The sequence below is a fragment of the Streptomyces sp. NPDC006450 genome, from assembly GCF_040612195.1.
Lineage (GTDB): Bacteria > Actinomycetota > Actinomycetes > Streptomycetales > Streptomycetaceae > Streptomyces.
The window spans coordinates 1-16,169 of the sequence record NZ_JBEXPT010000059.1; the positions used below are offsets into that span (position 1 = coordinate 1).

Here is a 16,169-nt window from a genome sequence, read left to right on the forward strand (position 1 = left end):
CGCCCCGCGCCCGGGCGGGCGTCGGGTTCCTCCCGCCCCCCCGCCCCCCGCCCGGCCCCCCCTCCCCCGCCCGCGGGCGGGCCGCAGCCCCCGGCCCGCCGGCGTTCTCGTCCGGGCACCCGGCGCCGGCCGGAATGCGCCCGGACGGCGTTTGAGGCGCGGGCATCCGGGGGCAGAGCCCCCGTGCGGCGGACCCGCATGCGGAACCCGTCATAGCCGGAGCGGAGCCGCTCCTCTACGCTGCACCCCTACCACGCGGGATCTTCAGGGGCGGGACATGGAACAGACGCACACCACCACCCACAACGGCGCCGCGGCCACCCCGGGCGCGCAGCGCCGGGTACTCGTCGTCGAGGACGACCGCACCATCGCGGAGGCCATCGCGGCCCGGCTCCGCGCCGAGGGCTTCCAGGTCCAGACGGCTACGGACGGGCCGGCGGCCGTGGCCGCGGCCGAGGGCTGGCTGCCGGACCTGCTGGTCCTGGACGTCATGCTGCCGGGCTTCGACGGCCTGGAGGTCTGCCGCCGGGTCCAGGCCCAGCGGCCCGTTCCGGTGCTCATGCTCACCGCCCGGGACGACGAGACCGACATGCTCGTCGGCCTCGGGGTCGGCGCCGACGACTACATGACGAAGCCCTTCTCGATGCGCGAGCTGGCCGCGCGGGTCCACGTGCTCCTGCGGCGGGTGGAGCGGGCCAACGTGGCCGCGCACGCCCCGCGCGGAGCCACGCTGCGCCTGGGCGATCTGGAGATCGACCACGCGCAGCGCCGGGTCCGGGTGCACACCGAGGACGTGCACCTGACGCCGACGGAGTTCGACCTGCTGGTGTGCCTGGCCGGGACCCCGCGGGCGGTGCTCTCGCGGGAGCAGTTGCTCGCCGAGGTGTGGGACTGGGCCGACGCGTCGGGGACCCGTACGGTCGACAGCCACATCAAGGCGCTGCGCCGGAAGATCGGCGCCGAGCGGATCCGTACGGTCCACGGCGTCGGGTACGCCCTGGAGACACCGGCGCAGCCGTGAGCGGCTACCGGCCGCCGGGGCAGCGGCCGCCCGGGGTGCTGCGGCCCTTCTCCCCGTTCTCGATCAAGACCAAGCTGGGCACGCTCGTGGTGGTGTCGGTCTTCATCACCACGGGTCTGCTGATGGTGGCCCTGCGCACGGCCACCGAGGTGCGCTTCATCACGGTGTTCTCGGTGATCGCCTCGATGCTGATCACCCAGTTCGTGGCGCACAGCCTGACGGCGCCGCTGGACGACATGACCACCGTGGCCCGGGCGATATCCCACGGGGACTACACGCGCCGGGTGCGCGGTGCGGGCCGCCGCGACGAGCTGGGCGACCTGGCCGCCACGATCAATCTGATGGCGGACGACCTCGAGGCGGTGGACCGGCACCGCAAGGAGCTCGTCGCCAACGTCTCGCACGAGCTGCGCACCCCGATCGCGGCCCTGCGGGCCGTACTGGAGAACGTGGTGGACGGGGTCTCCGCCGCCGATCCGGAGACCATGCGCACGGCCCTGAAGCAGACCGAGCGGCTCGGCCGGCTCGTCGAGACCCTGCTGGACCTCTCCCGCGTCGACAACGGGGTGGTGCCGCTGCGGGCCCGCCGCTTCGAGGTGTGGCCGTACCTGTCGGGGGTGCTGAAGGAGTCGGGCCTCGCGGCGGCCGGCCGGCCGGGGCTGTCCTCGGGCTCGGGCGGGCACACCCGCAACGACGTCCACCTCCACCTGGACGTGTCCCCGCCGGACCTGACGGCGTACGCGGACGCAGAGCGGCTGCACCAGGTGGTGGCGAACCTGATCGACAACGCGGTCAAGCACAGCCCCCCGCACGGCCGGGTCACGGTCCACGCCCGTGCGGGCGACGCGCCCGGCGGTCTGGTGCTCGAGGTGCGGGACGAGGGTCCCGGAATTCCGGAGGCGGAGCGCCACCGGGTCTTCGAGCGGTTCAACCGGGGCAGCGCGAGGGGCGGCGACGGGGGCACGGGCCTGGGCCTGGCCATCGCCCGCTGGGCGGTCGGCCTGCACGGGGGCCACATCGGAGTGGCCGAATCGTCACGGGGCTGCCGGATCCTCGTCACGCTTCCGGGCAGCTCGCAGCCGCCGGGTTGACGTAGGGTTCGAGTGGGAAGGACATGATCTCGGCCACATGCGCCGGGGTCCGTCAGGGGTGCGAAGCCAGGGGGCCGCAACCGCGGTGCCTCCTGCCCGAACCACGCTTGTTTCCCGCCATTCCAGGTGGTGAAACCCGCCGTTCGATGTGACCTACGCGACGTAAGTCCCGCCCGGTCTGCATCTCACGGCCCGGGAGGCGTAGCCTTTATTCCCGCTGTCCATACCTTGTGAAGCGGAAGAGGGCGGTTGCCGCCGTGTCGCCACAGTCCCCCAGTAACTCGAGCACCACGACCGAAGCAGGATCAGGCGGGAAGAACCCCGCCCCAGGCTTCGGCGCGAATGAGTGGCTCGTCGACGAGATCTATCAGCAGTACCTCCAGGACCCGAACTCGGTCGACCGGGCCTGGTGGGACTTCTTCGCCGACTACAAGCCGGGTGGCGCTGTCGCTCCGGTGAAGGCGGATAAGCCCACGGACCGGCCCGCTCCCCCCGCCGCGACGACGGACGGCGCCTCCGCACAGGCCGCCGCCCCCGTCACCGCCGCGACTCCGCAGGCTTCCGACGCCGCCACAGGGACGGCGAGTGTCACACCTGCCGCCCCCGTCGCCGCGCCCACGACGCCCGTGTCAGCACCTGCCCCTGTACCTGCCACCCCCTCTGGTGCCCCTGCTGTGACTGTCACCTCCCAGGCCCCGGCCGCCGCCGCACCGGCTGCCCCCGCCTCCCCGGCCGCTCCGGCCGCCACCCCTTCCGTAGCCCCGCAGAAGGCCGCGCCCGCCACCGAGGCCCCTGCCGGCCCCGAACTGGTGACGCTCCGCGGCCCGGCGGCTGCGGTGGTCAAGAACATGAACGCCTCGCTGGAAGTGCCGACGGCCACGTCCGTCCGCGCCGTCCCGGTGAAGCTGCTGTTCGACAACCGCATCGTCATCAACAACCACCTGAAGCGCGCCCGGGGCGGGAAGATCTCCTTCACCCACCTCATCGGCTACGCGATGGTGCAGGCCATCAAGGCCATGCCGTCGATGAACTACTCCTTCTCGGAGAAGGACGGCAAGCCGACCCTGGTCAAGCCGGAGCACATCAACTTCGGCCTCGCGATCGACCTCGTGAAGCCCAACGGCGACCGCCAGCTCGTCGTCGCCGGCATCAAGAAGGCCGAGACCCTCAACTTCTTCGAGTTCTGGCAGGCCTACGAGGACATCGTCCGCCGGGCCCGCATCGGCAAGCTGACGATGGACGACTTCACCGGGGTGACGGTCTCCCTCACCAACCCCGGCGGCCTGGGCACCGTGCACTCCGTGCCCCGCCTGATGCCCGGACAGTCGGTCATCATGGGCGTCGGCTCCATGGACTACCCCGCCGAGTTCCAGGGCACCTCGCAGGACACCCTGAACAAGCTGGGCATCTCCAAGGTCATGACCCTGACCTCGACCTACGACCACCGGGTCATCCAGGGCGCGGCCTCCGGCGAGTTCCTGCGCATCGTCGCGAACATGCTGCTCGGCGAGAGCGGCTTCTACGACGACGTCTTCGAGGCGCTGCGCATCCCGTACGAGCCGGTCCGCTGGCTCCGGGACATCGACGCCTCGCACGACGACGACGTCACGAAGGCCGCCCGCGTCTTCGAGCTGATCCACTCCTACCGGGTCCGCGGCCACGTCATGGCCGACACCGACCCGCTGGAGTACAAGCAGCGCAAGCACCCCGACCTCGACATCACCGAGCACGGCCTCACCCTGTGGGACCTGGAGCGCGAGTTCGCGGTCGGCGGCTTCTCCGGCAAGTCGATGATGAAGCTCCGCGACATCCTCGGCGTGCTGCGCGACTCGTACTGCCGCACCACGGGCGTCGAGTTCATGCACATCCAGGACCCGAAGCAGCGCCGCTGGATCCAGGACCGCATCGAGCGCCCGCACTCCAAGCCGGAGCGCGAGGAGCAGCTGCGGATCCTGCGCCGGCTGAACGCCGCGGAGGCCTTCGAGACCTTCCTGCAGACGAAGTACGTCGGCCAGAAGCGCTTCTCCCTGGAGGGCGGCGAGTCCGTCATCCCGCTGCTCGACGCCGTCATCGACTCGGCCGCCGAGGCCCGCCTCGAAGAGGTCGCGATCGGCATGGCCCACCGCGGCCGCCTGAACGTCCTCGCGAACATCGTGGGCAAGTCGTACGCGCAGATCTTCCGCGAGTTCGAGGGCAACCTCGACCCGAAGTCCATGCACGGCTCCGGCGACGTCAAGTACCACCTGGGCGCCAACGGCACCTTCACGGGCCTGGACGGGGAGCAGATCAAGGTCTCGCTCGTCGCCAACCCCTCGCACCTGGAGGCGGTGGACCCGGTCCTGGAGGGCGTCGTCCGCGCCAAGCAGGACATCATCAACAAGGGCGGCACGGACTTCACGGTCCTGCCCGTCGCCCTGCACGGCGACGCGGCCTTCGCGGGCCAGGGCGTCGTCGCCGAGACGCTGAACATGTCGCAGCTGCGCGGCTACCGCACCGGCGGCACCGTGCACGTGGTCATCAACAACCAGGTCGGCTTCACCGCCGCCCCGGAGTCCTCGCGTTCCTCGATGTACGCGACCGACGTGGCCCGCATGATCGAGGCGCCGATCTTCCACGTGAACGGCGACGACCCGGAGGCCGTGGTCCGCATCGCGCGCCTGGCCTTCGAGTTCCGCCAGGCGTTCAACAAGGACGTGGTCATCGACCTCATCTGCTACCGCCGCCGCGGTCACAACGAGTCGGACAACCCGGCGTTCACGCAGCCGCTGATGTACGACCTGATCGACAAGAAGCGCTCGGTGCGCAAGCTGTACACCGAGTCCCTCATCGGTCGCGGCGACATCACCCTGGAAGAGGCCGAGCAGGCGCTCCAGGACTTCCAGGGCCAGCTGGAGAAGGTCTTCGCGGAGGTCCGCGAGGCCGCCACGCAGCCCGCGGCCGGCCCGGTGGCGCCCGCTCAGGTCGCGCAGGAGTTCCCGGTCGCCGTGAACACCGCGATCTCTCAGGAGGTCGTCAAGCGGATCGCCGAGGCCCAGGTCAACATCCCGGACACGGTCACCGTCCACCCGCGTCTGCTGCCGCAGCTGCAGCGCCGCGCGGCGATGATCGACGACGGCACCATCGACTGGGGCATGGGCGAGACCCTGGCCTTCGGTTCGCTGCTGATGGAGGGCACCCCGGTCCGGCTGTCCGGCCAGGACTCCCGCCGCGGCACCTTCGGCCAGCGCCACGCGGTCCTGATCGACCGGGAGACGGGCGAGGACTACACCCCGCTGCTCTACCTGTCGGACGACCAGGCCCGCTACAACGTCTACGACTCGCTGCTCTCCGAGTACGCGGCCATGGGCTTCGAGTACGGCTACTCGCTGGCCCGTCCGGACGCGCTGGTCCTCTGGGAGGCCCAGTTCGGCGACTTCGTCAACGGCGCGCAGACCGTCGTCGACGAGTTCATCTCCTCGGCCGAGCAGAAGTGGGGCCAGACGTCCGGCGTCACGCTCCTCCTGCCGCACGGCTACGAGGGCCAGGGCCCGGACCACTCCTCCGCCCGCCCGGAGCGCTTCCTGCAGATGTGCGCGCAGGACAACATGACGGTCGCGATGCCGACGCTCCCGTCGAACTACTTCCACCTGCTGCGCTGGCAGGTCCACAACCCGCACCACAAGCCGCTGATCGTCTTCACCCCGAAGTCGATGCTGCGTCTGAAGGCGGCGGCGTCGAAGGCGGAGGAGTTCACGACCGGCTCGTTCCGTCCGGTCATCGGCGACTCCACCGTGGACCCGAACGCCGTCCGCAAGGTCGTCTTCTGCGCGGGCAAGGTCTACTACGACCTGGAAGCCGAGCGCGAGAAGCGCGGCATCACCGACACGGCGATCATCCGCATCGAGCGCCTCTACCCGCTCCCGGGTGCGGAGCTCCAGGCGGAGATCGCCAAGTTCCCGAACGCGGCGAAGTACATCTGGGCCCAGGAGGAGCCGGCGAACCAGGGCGCGTGGCCCTTCATCGCGCTCAACCTGATCGACCACCTCGACCTGGCGGTCGGCGCGGACATCCCGGCCGGCGAGCGCCTGCGGCGCATCTCCCGCCCGCACGGCTCGTCCCCGGCGGTCGGCTCGGCCAAGCGCCACCAGGCGGAGCAGCAGCTCCTCCTGAACGAGGTCTTCGAGGCCTGAGCCCTGCGCTCGCGCTGACGGTGGAAGGCCCGGCCCCCCTCGGGGGCCGGGCCTTCCGGCGTGCTCAGGGGCATCCGGCCGCGTACGGGGCCAGGTTCGGGTGCGCCGCACACCAGTCGGTCCGGGCCCGCTCCACCGCACCGCGGGCCACCGCGTACCGCGTACCCGGCGCCGGCACGCCGTCCATCCCCCGCTCCGCCGCCACCATCGCTCCGACGAACACCCTTCCTGCGGCGGTGAGTTCAGGGCACGCGTCCAGAACGGGCAGCACCGCCGCCACCTGCGCACGCACCCGCGCGTGCTGCGCCCAGGCCCCCCTGGCCCCGTAGAGCGCCGCGCGCTGCCAGTAGCCCGCCAGCCCGAGACGCGCGTACGCGCCCCGCAGGAGCCCCTCCAGCGGCCGTGGATCGGCCCGCCAGGGTGCCCAGTACCGTGCGGAGCGGTCGGCCGCGTGCAGGGGGAGCGCTTCCGCGAGGGCCGCCAGCTTCCCGTGCTGCACCTCGTACACGAGGGTCGCGGCCAGCGCGGGCGGCGGCTGTGCCCGCGCGAGGACGGAGCCCGCCGCCGCGGGCAGGGTGCCGCCGTGGGACCGGGAGCTGCCGGACAGCGGGACCACGCAGCGCAGCAGGCGCCCGACTTCCTCCGCGCGGGCGGTGTCGTAGCGGCGCAGCAGCGTGAGGGCGCCGGACCACTGGGTGTCCCAGCGCTTGTGCCCCTTGGGGGTGAGCCGGCGCGCGGCGGGCACCGCCCCCGGGGCGCGGTAGGGGTCCAGGTCGTCGAGGGCGGTCCGCCCGTCGGGCAGTCCGTGCAGGGCCAGCGCCTCCGGGTGGCCGGGGTCCCAAGAGCCCTCGGTCAGGGCGAGCGGGCCCGTCCGGTCCGGCCGCAGCAGTCCGAGGGTGGGCAGGACGAGGCGTCCGTGCGCGGGCCGCAGCGTGATCTTGAAGCCGATCCCGGCGCGCAGTGCCGCGGCGGCGCAGAGCGCCCCGAGGTGTCCGAGGTCGGCGGGCGGCCCCTGCCGCGTACGCAGCCGGCGCAGGGTCTCCTCCGCCCACACCCCGGTGGCCGGATAGTGCACCACGTCGGCCACCGCACCCGGGTCGCGGCGCCCGGCCTCCTCCAGCAGGGCCCAGCGCTCGGCAGCCTCCCCGGTACGGGCGCCGGGCAGTTCCCCGAGCTCCCGCAGCAGCCGCAGCCGCCGGGCCCGCCGTACGCCGCGCACCAGCTCGGTCCCTTCGGCGGACGGCTCGGTGGAACCCAGTGCGCGCAGCACGTCGTCGCTCGGCTCGGGGTGATCCATGCATACCTCCCGCCGCGGACCCCTCCATCCCTGCCCTGAAGTGGGGCGCCGCGAACGGCGGAAAGCGGTCAGGTCCGGCCGCGGCGGGCAGGCGGATTATCCTGACGGGACACACCCGAACACCCGACCACCGCACGGAGCCCGACTTGTACTTCACCGATCGCGGCATCGAGGAGCTGGAGAAGCGGCGCGGCGAGGAGGAGGTCACCTTCGAGTGGCTCGCCGAGCAGCTGCGCACCTTCGTCGACCTGAACCCGGACTTCGAGGTCCCGGTGGAACGCCTCGCCACGTGGCTGGCCCGCCTGGACGACGAGGACGAGGAAGACGAGTAGGACGCGCGACCCGCTCGGCACGCTCCGCGCGCGCAGGCAGCGCGGCATGACGAAGGGGCCCGACCGCAGTGCGGTCGGGCCCCTTCGTCATCGTCCTCGGGACAAGGCCGATCAGGCACGGAGCCTGATCAGGCGGCCTTGGTCTCCCAGAAGATGCGGTCGATCTCGGCGATGAGCTCCAGCGCCTTGGCGCCGGTCGCCGGGTCGTTCGACGCCTTGGCGGCCGAGAGGGCCTTCAGGGTGTCGTTGACCAGGGTGTGCAGCTGCGGGTACTTCTCGAAGTGCGGCGGCTTGAAGTAGTCGCTCCACAGCACGGAAACGTGGTGCTTCGCGAGCTCGGCGCGCTGCTCCTTGATGGTGATGGCGCGCGCGCGGAAGTCGGCGTCGTCGTTGGCCTGGTACTTCTCCTGCACGGCCTTGACGGACTCGGCCTCGATGCGGGCCTGGGCAGGGTCGTACACGCCGCACGGAAGATCGCAGTGGGCGGAGACCTTCGCCTTGGGGGCGAAGAGGCGGGAAAGCATGGAGTTTGTCCTCCTCGTGATCGTCTTCTCAAGGGGGAGATTACTCCGTGAGAAAGACGATTTCTCGGCCGCCCCCGTGGGGTTGGGACAAAAGTCCAGGGGCGTGCCCGGGCCGGTGACCGAATGTACGGAAGAGTGCGGCAGCATGCGGGGTGGCACGAAGAGTGGACGAGGGCGGTCAAGGAGGGCTCGGATGGCGGGGAGCACGCGCTCGCGCGGCCGGACGCGGGAGTGGGAGTCGCCGTTGAAGCGGATCGGCACCGTGGAGGTGACGGGCCCCTCGATGGCGCCGACGCTGGAGAGCGGGGACCAGGTGCTGGTCCGTTACGGGGCCCCCGTGCGGCCGGGCCACGTGGTGGTGCTGCGCCACCCGTTCCAGCAGGACCTGCTGGTCGTCAAGCGGGCGGTGGAGCGGCGCCCCGGCGGCTGGTGGGTGCTGGGCGACAACCCGTACAACGAGACGGGCGACAGCACGGACTACGGGCCGGTCCCCGACGAGCTCGTGCTGGCGACCGCGGTGGTCCGCTTCCGGCCGCGCCCCCGGCCGGAGCACGCGGCGCGGGATCAGCGCTCGCTGAGGGCGTGGCTCTCCTGGGCTTCCTCGGCGCTGCGTCCGCTGCGGGCGGACTCCTCGGCCTCCAGGCGCTTGCGGGCGCGGTAGGCGGCGACGTTGGCGCGCGTGGCGCACCGGTCGGAGCAGTAGCGCCGGGAGCGGTTGGTGGAGGTGTCGAGGTAGGCGTTGCGGCAGGGCGGGGCCTGGCAGAGGCCGAGCCGGTCCGGGCCGTGCTCGGTGAGGTGGAAGGCCAGCCCGAAGCACGCGATCGCGGCGTAGCCGGCGGAGGCGTTGGAGGGGTGGTCGGCCAGGTGGATGTGCCAGTCCGGGCCGCCGTGCTCACGGTGCTCACCGTGAGCACCCCGCCCACCGTGCTCTTCGACGGCGACGTGCCCGGAGATCTGCGGGCTGACCGGGAACTCCATGAGCAGGGAGTTCAGCAGGTCGACGGCGAGGACGTGGTCCCCGCCGTCGGCGGCCTCGAAGACGGCGCGCAGCCGGCCGCGGACGTTGCGGAAGCGGGTGACGTCGCCGTCCGTGACCCGGCGGGCCATCTGCACGCTGACGCCGAAGAGCGCGCGGACGGCGTCCACGGAGGTCAGCGAGTCCTTGTTGCGGGCCGGCTCCTCGGTGTTGACCAGGCGCACGGCGTAGTCCGAGTAATGGGCCAGTTCCACTTGTAGTCCTTACGGCTGCGGATTAGTGTCTCCAGTAACGGCTGAGACATGTTCGAGGGTATTACGCGTGGAGGATTTCGTGACGGGTACGGCAGACTCCGATACGGCACGCTCCGATGCGGCACCGACCGACTGGCAGGCCTGGCAGGACAGCTGGGACCGGCAGCAGGAGTGGTACATGCCGGACCGCGAGGAGCGGTTCCGGGTGATGCTGGACATGGTGGAGGCGCTGGTCGGCACCGCCCCCCGGGTGCTCGACCTCGCGTGCGGTACGGGAAGTATCACGGACCGCGTCCTCAAGCGGTTCCCCGAATCCACCAGTACGGGAGTCGATCTCGACCCCGCGCTGTTGACGATCGCCCGGGGCCACTTCGCGGGCGACGCCCGCGTCACCTTCGTGACCGCGGACCTCAAGGACCCCGACTGGCGCACGGCCCTCCCCCACGGCTCCTACGACGCCGTGCTGACGGCCACCGCCCTGCACTGGCTGCCCAGCGAGGACCTCGCGGCTCTCTACGGGCAGCTCCCGTCGCTGCTGCGCACCGGCGGGGTGTTCATGAACGCCGACCACATGCCCGACCCCGCCACCCCGCGGATCAACGCCGCCGAGCGCGCCCACCGGCACGCCGGCATGGACCGGGCGAAGGCGGCCGGCGCGCTGGACTGGCGCGAGTGGTGGGCGCTCGCGGAGGCCGACCCGGTGCTCGCCGAGCCGACGAGGGCCCGCTTCGAGATCTACGGGGAGCACGCCGACGGCGACACCCCGCCGGAGTCCTGGCACGCGGCCGCGCTGCGCGGCGCCGGCTTCGCGGAGGCCCGTACGGTCTGGCGCTCGCCTTCCGACGGGCTGGTGCTGGCCCTGAAGTAGGACCCGGCCGGCAGTCGGGCCGGGCACGCGTGAGGGGCGGTACGGATTTCCGTACCGCCCCTCACGCGTGGATCGCCGCCGCCCTAGAGGACCTTCGAGAGGAAGGCCTTGGTGCGGTCGTGCTGGGGGTTGCCGAGGACCTCGCGGGGGTGGCCGGATTCGACGACGACGCCGCCGTCCATGAAGACGAGGTTGTCGCCGACCTCGCGGGCGAAGCCCATCTCGTGGGTGACCACGATCATGGTCATGCCGGATTCGGCCAGGTCCCGCATGACGTCCAGGACGTCACCGACGAGCTCGGGGTCGAGCGCGGAGGTGGGCTCGTCGAAGAGCATCAGCTTGGGTTCCATGGCCAGCGCGCGGGCGATGGCCACGCGCTGCTGCTGGCCGCCGGAGAGCTGGGTGGGGTAGTTCCCGCCCTTGTCGCCGAGGCCGACGCGGTCCAGGAGCTTGACCGCGCGGGCGCGGGCGACGGCCTTGCTCTCGCCCTTGACCATGACGGGGGCTTCCATGACGTTCTCGATGGCCGTCATGTGGGGGAAGAGGTTGAACCGCTGGAAGACCATGCCGATGTCCCGGCGCTGGGCCGCGACCTCGCTGTCCTTGAGTTCGTAGAGCTTGCCGGCCTTCTCCTTGTAGCCGACGAGCTGGCCGTCGACGGAGAGGCGGCCGGCGTTGATGCGCTCGAGGTGGTTGATGCAGCGCAGGAAGGTGGACTTGCCGGAGCCGGACGGGCCGACCAGGCAGAACACCTCGCGGGGGGCGACTTCGAGGTCGATTCCCCGCAGGATGTGGGCGGGGCCGTAGGACTTGTGGACGGCCTCGGCCTTGACCATCGGCTGGGCGGTCACTTCGCCACCTCCGTACGGCGGAACATGTTCAGGTTGGCCTTCAGGCGCTGGAACGGCGTGGGCGGCAGGGAGCGCAGCGACCCACGGGCGTAGCGGCGCTCCAGGTAGTACTGGCCGACGCTGAACACGCTGGTGAGGGCCAGGTACCAGATGGAGGCCACGAACAGCATCTCCATGATGGCTCCGGCGGTCGAGCCGATGTTCGACGAGGCCCGCAGGAGTTCGGTGTACTGGACCGCGGAGACCAGGGAGGAGGTCTTGAGCATGTTGATGAACTCGTTGCCCGACGGCGGGATGATGACCCGCATCGCCTGGGGGAGCACCACGCGGCGCATGGTCTGCGTCTGGGTCATGCCCAGGGCGTGCGAGGCCTCGGCCTGGCCCTCGTCGACGGACTGGATGCCGGCGCGGACGATCTCCGCCATGTAGGCGCCCTCGTTCAGGCCCAGCCCCAGAAGGGCGACCATGAACGGGGTCATCAGCTCGACGGTCTCTTGCTTGTAGATCGGGCCGAGGTTCACGTACTGGAAGATCAGCGACAGGTTGAACCAGACCAGGAGCTGGACGTAGACCGGTGTGCCGCGGAAGAACCAGATGTAGAGCCAGGCGACGGTGTTGGTCACCGGGTTCTTCGAGAGGCGCATGACCGCGAAGATGATGCCCAGGACCAGGCCCAGTGCCATCGCGGACACGCTGATCACGATGGTGTTGCCCAGGCCGCTGAGGACCGAGGGGTCGAAGAGCTTGTCCCCGACCGTCTTCCAGATCACGTTGCCCTGCGAGAAGGCGTAGACGAGCCAGCCCAGCAGCACGACGACGATCGCGCCGCTGATCCAGCGGCCGTAATGCCGTACCGGGATTGCCTTGATGGCCTCGTACGGGTTGCCCGAGGCGCCGGGCCCGGCCGGTGGGGTTGCCGCCGGACCCTTGTCGATCTTGTCAGTCACAGTGACTGCCCTTCAGTGGAGCTAAGGAAACAGGGACCGGCGGGCACGGTCGCCCGCCGGTCCGCAGGGGTCACTTGCCTGCGTTGACCGTCGCCGACTGCACGGCGCTGTCCTTGACGTTCCACTTCTCGAGGACCTTGGCGTAGGAGCCGTCCTTGATGGTCGCGTCGAGGGCCTGCTTCAGGGCGTCGCGCAGCTGGGTGTTCTCCTTGCTGACGCCGATGCCGAAGAGGCCGACGTCGGCCTGCTGGCCCGCAACCTCGAAGTCGTTGCCGCCACCGGAGGTCTTCGCGGCGTAGGCGGCGATCGGGAAGTCGTTCAGGTCGGCCACGGCTCCGCCGGCCTTGACGCGGGTCTGGGCCTCGGCGTCGGTGTCGAAGGCCTCGATGGTGAGCTTCTTGTCACCGCACTTCGTGGCCTGCGCCTTGAAGGTGTCCTCGTACGTGGTGCCGCGCTGGACGGCGACCGTCTTGCCGCACAGGTCGTCCAGGGACTTGATGCCCTGCGGGTTGCCCTTCTTGACGAGGAGCGAGACGCCGGAGGAGAAGTAGTCGACGAAGTCGATCCCCTTGCCGATCTGCTTGCCGTCGTCGTCGAGGCCCTTCTGACGCTTCTCGTTGTCCGTGATGGAGGACATGATCGCGTCCTGGCGGCCGGTGTAGATCGAGGTGATCAGGCCGTCGAAGCTGCCCGAGGTGAACTCGAACTTCACACCGAGCTGCTTGCCCATGGCGGCGGCGATGTCGGGGTCGACACCGACGATCTTGCCGCCCTCGGTGAACTCCATCGGCGCGTACGCCGCGTCCGTACCGACCTTGATGACGCCCGCGTCCTGGATCTTCTTCGGCAGGGCGGAGAAGAGGGGAGCGCTGTTGGACTTGGTGGCGTCTGCGGACCCGTTCTTCTCGGTCTGGTCTCCACAGCCCGTGAGGATCAGGGCGCCGGCGACCGCGATCGCGCCGACCGCGGCGATCCGGGACCGGGCGGCGGTCGTACGGCGAGTGGTGCTTGCGGTCATGAGCTGGTTCCTCCGGCAGGTGGAAAGCATCGAGATGCGGTCGGGCACGCCCCATCGAGTGTCGCGACCTTGTGTGATTAGGGGCATCTTGCCATTCGGACTGAGTCATTCAGGCAGCTCGTCAGGTCAAAATCGGATAACGGCAGCCGCTTCGTACCCAACAGGACTGCGGACAAGGCCCCCCAGAGCCGCACGAACGGCTGTGACCTGGTCCTTTTGCCTCACTATTTGCGGCGCGTCTCGCCCATCGGACAGAGAGGTTTGGACTTTTCGCCAAAACCGGGGCAAGGAGCCTATGGTCGAGCGGGAATCGACTCGTCTGGGTGAGTGTTCTTCGGGTAGAACAGATCCTTACACCCCTCATCCGGGGCTCAGGGCGCGCGTGCGGCGCGCCCGCGCGTACGAACCTCCCCTTCGCGGAGACGGGCCAACCGTCGACGCGGAGACGGACGCGGTGCCCGCCCACCCCTTAACCAGGAGTGGCCACCCTCAACGATTCAAAGACTTAAGGGGTTAAGACAGTGGCAGCGGAGATCGTCAATCCTCGCAGCGACAGCGTGACGGACAACAACCCGGATGCGGTGTTCGCACTGCACCGGGGCGGCAAGATGGCCATCGTGGCCACGGTGCCGGTCCACAACAAGGACGACCTGTCCCTGGCGTACACGCCCGGCGTTGCGAAGGTCTGCAGCGCCATTGCCGAGCAGCCCGAGCTCGTGAACGAGTACACCTGGAAGTCCAACGTGGTCGCCGTCGTCACCGACGGTACGGCCGTGCTCGGACTCGGTGACATCGGGCCCGAGGCCTCCCTCCCCGTGATGGAGGGCAAGGCCATTCTCTTCAAGCAGTTCGGTGGTGTCGACGCGGTTCCGATCGCGCTCGCCACCAAGGACACGGACGAGATCATCGAGACCGTGATCCGCCTCGCGCCGTCCTTCGGCGGGGTGAACCTGGAGGACATCTCGGCGCCCCGCTGCTTCGAGATCGAGCGCCGCCTGCAGGAGGCGCTGGACATCCCGATCTTCCACGACGACCAGCACGGCACGGCCATCGTGACGCTGGCCGCCATGCGCAACGCCGCGAAGCTCACGGGTCGCACCCTCGCCGACCTGCGCGCCGTGATCTCGGGCTCCGGTGCCGCGGGCATCGCGATCGCCAAGATCCTCGTGGACGCGGGCATCGGCGACGTCTGCGTCACCGACCGCAAGGGCGTCGTCTCCGCCGACCGCTCCGACCTGACGGACGTCAAGGCGGAGATCGCGGGCCTGACGAACAAGACCGGCCAGACCGGTTCCCTGGAGAGCGCCCTCGCGGGTGCGGACGTCTTCATCGGCGTCTCCGGCGGTACGGTCCCCGAGGCCGCGGTGGCGACGATGGCGAAGGACTGCTTCGTCTTCGCCATGGCCAACCCGAACCCGGAGGTCCACCCCGACGTCGCGCACAAGTACGCGGCGGTCGTGGCCACGGGCCGCTCGGACTTCCCGAACCAGATCAACAACGTGCTGGCGTTCCCCGGCATCTTCGCGGGCGCGCTGAAGGTCCGCGCGACCCGGATCACCGAGGGCATGAAGATCGCCGCCGCCGACGCCATCGCCGGCGTCGTGGGTGACGAGCTCGCCGCCGACTACGTGATCCCCTCGCCGTTCGACACCCGCGTCGCCGAGGCCGTCACGGCCGCGGTCGCCGCGGCGGCGAAGGCCGACGGCGTGGCCCGCCTGGCCTGACGGCCGCACGAGCCGTACGTACGAAGCGGGGCCCGACCGGAACCTTCCGGCCGGGCCCCGCTTCCGTTTCCCACCGCCGGCCCTGGATCCTCGGGCTACCGACCGGTAGCCTCGCGGCCATGTTCGCTGCCTACGCTGCCCGAATCGACCGTGACCAGCCGCTGAGCGGCCTTGAGCTGGGCGATCTCCCCGCCCCGCAGGCCCGTCCCGGCTGGGTGACCGTGAACGTCAAGGCCGCCTCCCTCAACCACCACGACCTGTGGTCGCTGCGCGGAGTCGGCCTCGGGGAGGAGAAGCTCCCCATGATCCTCGGCTGCGACGCCGCCGGGATCGACCAGGACGGCAACGAGGTCGTCCTGCACTCCGTCATCGGCCAGACCGGCCACGGAGTCGGCCCCGACGAGCCCCGCTCCATCCTGACCGAGCGCTACCAGGGCACCTTCGCCGAGCAGGTCACCGTCCCCGCCTGGAACGTCCTGCGCAAGCCCGCCGAGCTCTCCTTCGAACAGGCCGCCTGCCTGCCCACCGCCTGGCTCACCGCGTACCGGATGCTCTTCACCAACGCCGGCGTCCGCCCCGGTGACTCCGTCCTGGTCCAGGGCGCGGGCGGCGGGGTCGCCACCGCCGCCATCGTCCTCGGCAAGGCCGCCGGCCTGCGGGTCTTCGCGACCAGCCGGGACGAGGCCAAGCGCAAGCGCGCGGTCGAACTGGGCGCCGTGGAGGCCTACGAGCCCGGTGCGCGGCTCCCCCAGCGGGTCGACGCCGTCATCGAGACGGTCGGCGCCGCCACCTGGTCGCACTCGGTCAAGTCCCTGCGCCCCGGCGGCACCCTGGTCATCTCCGGCGCCACCAGCGGGGACCGCCCGGCGCACGCCGAGCTGACCCGGATCTTCTTCCTGGAGCTCAAGGTGGTCGGCTCGACGATGGGCTCGAAGGACGAGCTGGAGGACCTGCTGTCCTTCTGCGCGGCGACCGGGGTCCGCCCCGTGATCGACGAGACGCTGCCCCTGGACCGGGCCCGCGAGGGCTTCGCGAAGCTGGAGTCGGGCGACCTCTTCGGCAAGATCGTCCTCACCGTCTAGCTGCCGGAGCCCGCG

14 protein-coding genes are annotated in these 16,169 nt (G+C 70.6%); 8 read left to right on the forward strand and 6 right to left on the reverse strand.

The features are described from left to right. Positions 1–277: 277 nt before the first annotated feature. The 3 genes from ABZY57_RS18940 (at position 278) to ABZY57_RS18950 (ending at position 6,281) form a co-directional block, all read left to right on the forward strand. Complete coding sequence (locus ABZY57_RS18940) at positions 278–1,021, forward strand: response regulator transcription factor (RefSeq protein WP_356513319.1); 744 nt, start codon at positions 278–280, stop codon at positions 1,019–1,021. 35 nt (positions 1,022–1,056) lie between these two features. Then, positions 1,057–2,112 (forward strand): ATP-binding protein, encoded by a 1,056-nt coding sequence (locus ABZY57_RS18945; RefSeq protein WP_356513376.1) that lies wholly within the window; start codon positions 1,057–1,059, stop codon positions 2,110–2,112. A gap of 257 nt (positions 2,113–2,369) precedes the next feature. Then, positions 2,370–6,281 carry a multifunctional oxoglutarate decarboxylase/oxoglutarate dehydrogenase thiamine pyrophosphate-binding subunit/dihydrolipoyllysine-residue succinyltransferase subunit gene (locus ABZY57_RS18950; protein ID WP_356513321.1) on the forward strand — a complete coding sequence of 1,304 codons (3,912 nt, stop codon included), beginning with the start codon at positions 2,370–2,372 and terminating at the stop codon, positions 6,279–6,281. A gap of 64 nt (positions 6,282–6,345) precedes the next feature. Here ABZY57_RS18950 and ABZY57_RS18955 read toward each other — a convergent pair whose 3' ends face one another. Further along, positions 6,346–7,578 carry an HEXXH motif-containing putative peptide modification protein gene (locus ABZY57_RS18955; RefSeq protein ID WP_356513323.1) on the reverse strand — a complete coding sequence of 411 codons (1,233 nt, stop codon included), beginning with the start codon at positions 7,576–7,578 and terminating at the stop codon, positions 6,346–6,348. Between the two features lie 146 nt (positions 7,579–7,724). Between ABZY57_RS18955 and ABZY57_RS18960 the strand changes: the two genes are divergently transcribed. Next, the gene (locus ABZY57_RS18960; protein ID WP_356513324.1) at positions 7,725–7,910 is read left to right on the forward strand and encodes a DUF6104 family protein; all 186 of its coding nucleotides are present in this window, start codon (positions 7,725–7,727) and stop codon (positions 7,908–7,910) included. A gap of 128 nt (positions 7,911–8,038) precedes the next feature. On the opposite strand, the gene sodN is transcribed toward ABZY57_RS18960, so the two are convergent. Further along, positions 8,039–8,434, reverse strand: a complete 396-nt coding sequence (gene sodN / locus ABZY57_RS18965) for a superoxide dismutase, Ni (protein ID WP_030709803.1) — start codon at positions 8,432–8,434, stop codon at positions 8,039–8,041. Between the two features lie 193 nt (positions 8,435–8,627). On the opposite strand from sodN, the gene sodX reads away from it, so the two are divergent. Further along, on the forward strand, positions 8,628–9,095 hold the full coding sequence (gene sodX, locus ABZY57_RS18970; RefSeq protein WP_356513326.1) for a nickel-type superoxide dismutase maturation protease: 468 nt from the start codon (positions 8,628–8,630) through the stop codon (positions 9,093–9,095). Here the strand turns inward: sodX and ABZY57_RS18975 are convergent. Continuing rightward, on the reverse strand, positions 8,999–9,664 hold the full coding sequence (locus tag ABZY57_RS18975) for a CGNR zinc finger domain-containing protein (RefSeq protein WP_356513328.1): 666 nt from the start codon (positions 9,662–9,664) through the stop codon (positions 8,999–9,001). The two genes, sodX and ABZY57_RS18975, sit on opposite strands and share 97 nt — an antisense overlap. A gap of 178 nt (positions 9,665–9,842) precedes the next feature. Between ABZY57_RS18975 and ABZY57_RS18980 the strand changes: the two genes are divergently transcribed. Beyond that, positions 9,843–10,532 (forward strand): class I SAM-dependent methyltransferase, encoded by a 690-nt coding sequence (locus ABZY57_RS18980; RefSeq protein WP_356513378.1) that lies wholly within the window; start codon positions 9,843–9,845, stop codon positions 10,530–10,532. Between the two features lie 83 nt (positions 10,533–10,615). Here the strand turns inward: ABZY57_RS18980 and ABZY57_RS18985 are convergent, their stop codons facing one another. The 3 genes from ABZY57_RS18985 to ABZY57_RS18995 all read right to left on the reverse strand — a co-directional run bounded on the left by ABZY57_RS18985 (position 10,616) and on the right by ABZY57_RS18995 (position 13,348). Beyond that, positions 10,616–11,368 carry an amino acid ABC transporter ATP-binding protein gene (locus ABZY57_RS18985; RefSeq protein WP_266960087.1) on the reverse strand — a complete coding sequence of 251 codons (753 nt, stop codon included), beginning with the start codon at positions 11,366–11,368 and terminating at the stop codon, positions 10,616–10,618. Positions 11,369–11,379: 11 nt separating this feature from the next. After that, positions 11,380–12,330 carry an amino acid ABC transporter permease gene (locus tag ABZY57_RS18990; RefSeq protein WP_356513330.1) on the reverse strand — a complete coding sequence of 317 codons (951 nt, stop codon included), beginning with the start codon at positions 12,328–12,330 and terminating at the stop codon, positions 11,380–11,382. 70 nt (positions 12,331–12,400) lie between these two features. Beyond that, positions 12,401–13,348: an ABC transporter substrate-binding protein gene (locus ABZY57_RS18995; RefSeq protein ID WP_356513332.1), complete on the reverse strand. Its 948-nt coding sequence runs from the start codon at positions 13,346–13,348 to the stop codon at positions 12,401–12,403. 521 nt (positions 13,349–13,869) lie between these two features. On the opposite strand from ABZY57_RS18995, the gene ABZY57_RS19000 reads away from it, so the two are divergent. Both ABZY57_RS19000 and ABZY57_RS19005 read left to right on the forward strand, forming a co-directional pair. Further along, positions 13,870–15,072 carry an NADP-dependent malic enzyme gene (locus ABZY57_RS19000; RefSeq protein WP_243336158.1) on the forward strand — a complete coding sequence of 401 codons (1,203 nt, stop codon included), beginning with the start codon at positions 13,870–13,872 and terminating at the stop codon, positions 15,070–15,072. Between the two features lie 119 nt (positions 15,073–15,191). Further along, the gene (locus tag ABZY57_RS19005; protein ID WP_356513334.1) at positions 15,192–16,154 is read left to right on the forward strand and encodes a zinc-binding dehydrogenase; all 963 of its coding nucleotides are present in this window, start codon (positions 15,192–15,194) and stop codon (positions 16,152–16,154) included. Positions 16,155–16,169: the final 15 nt, after the last annotated feature.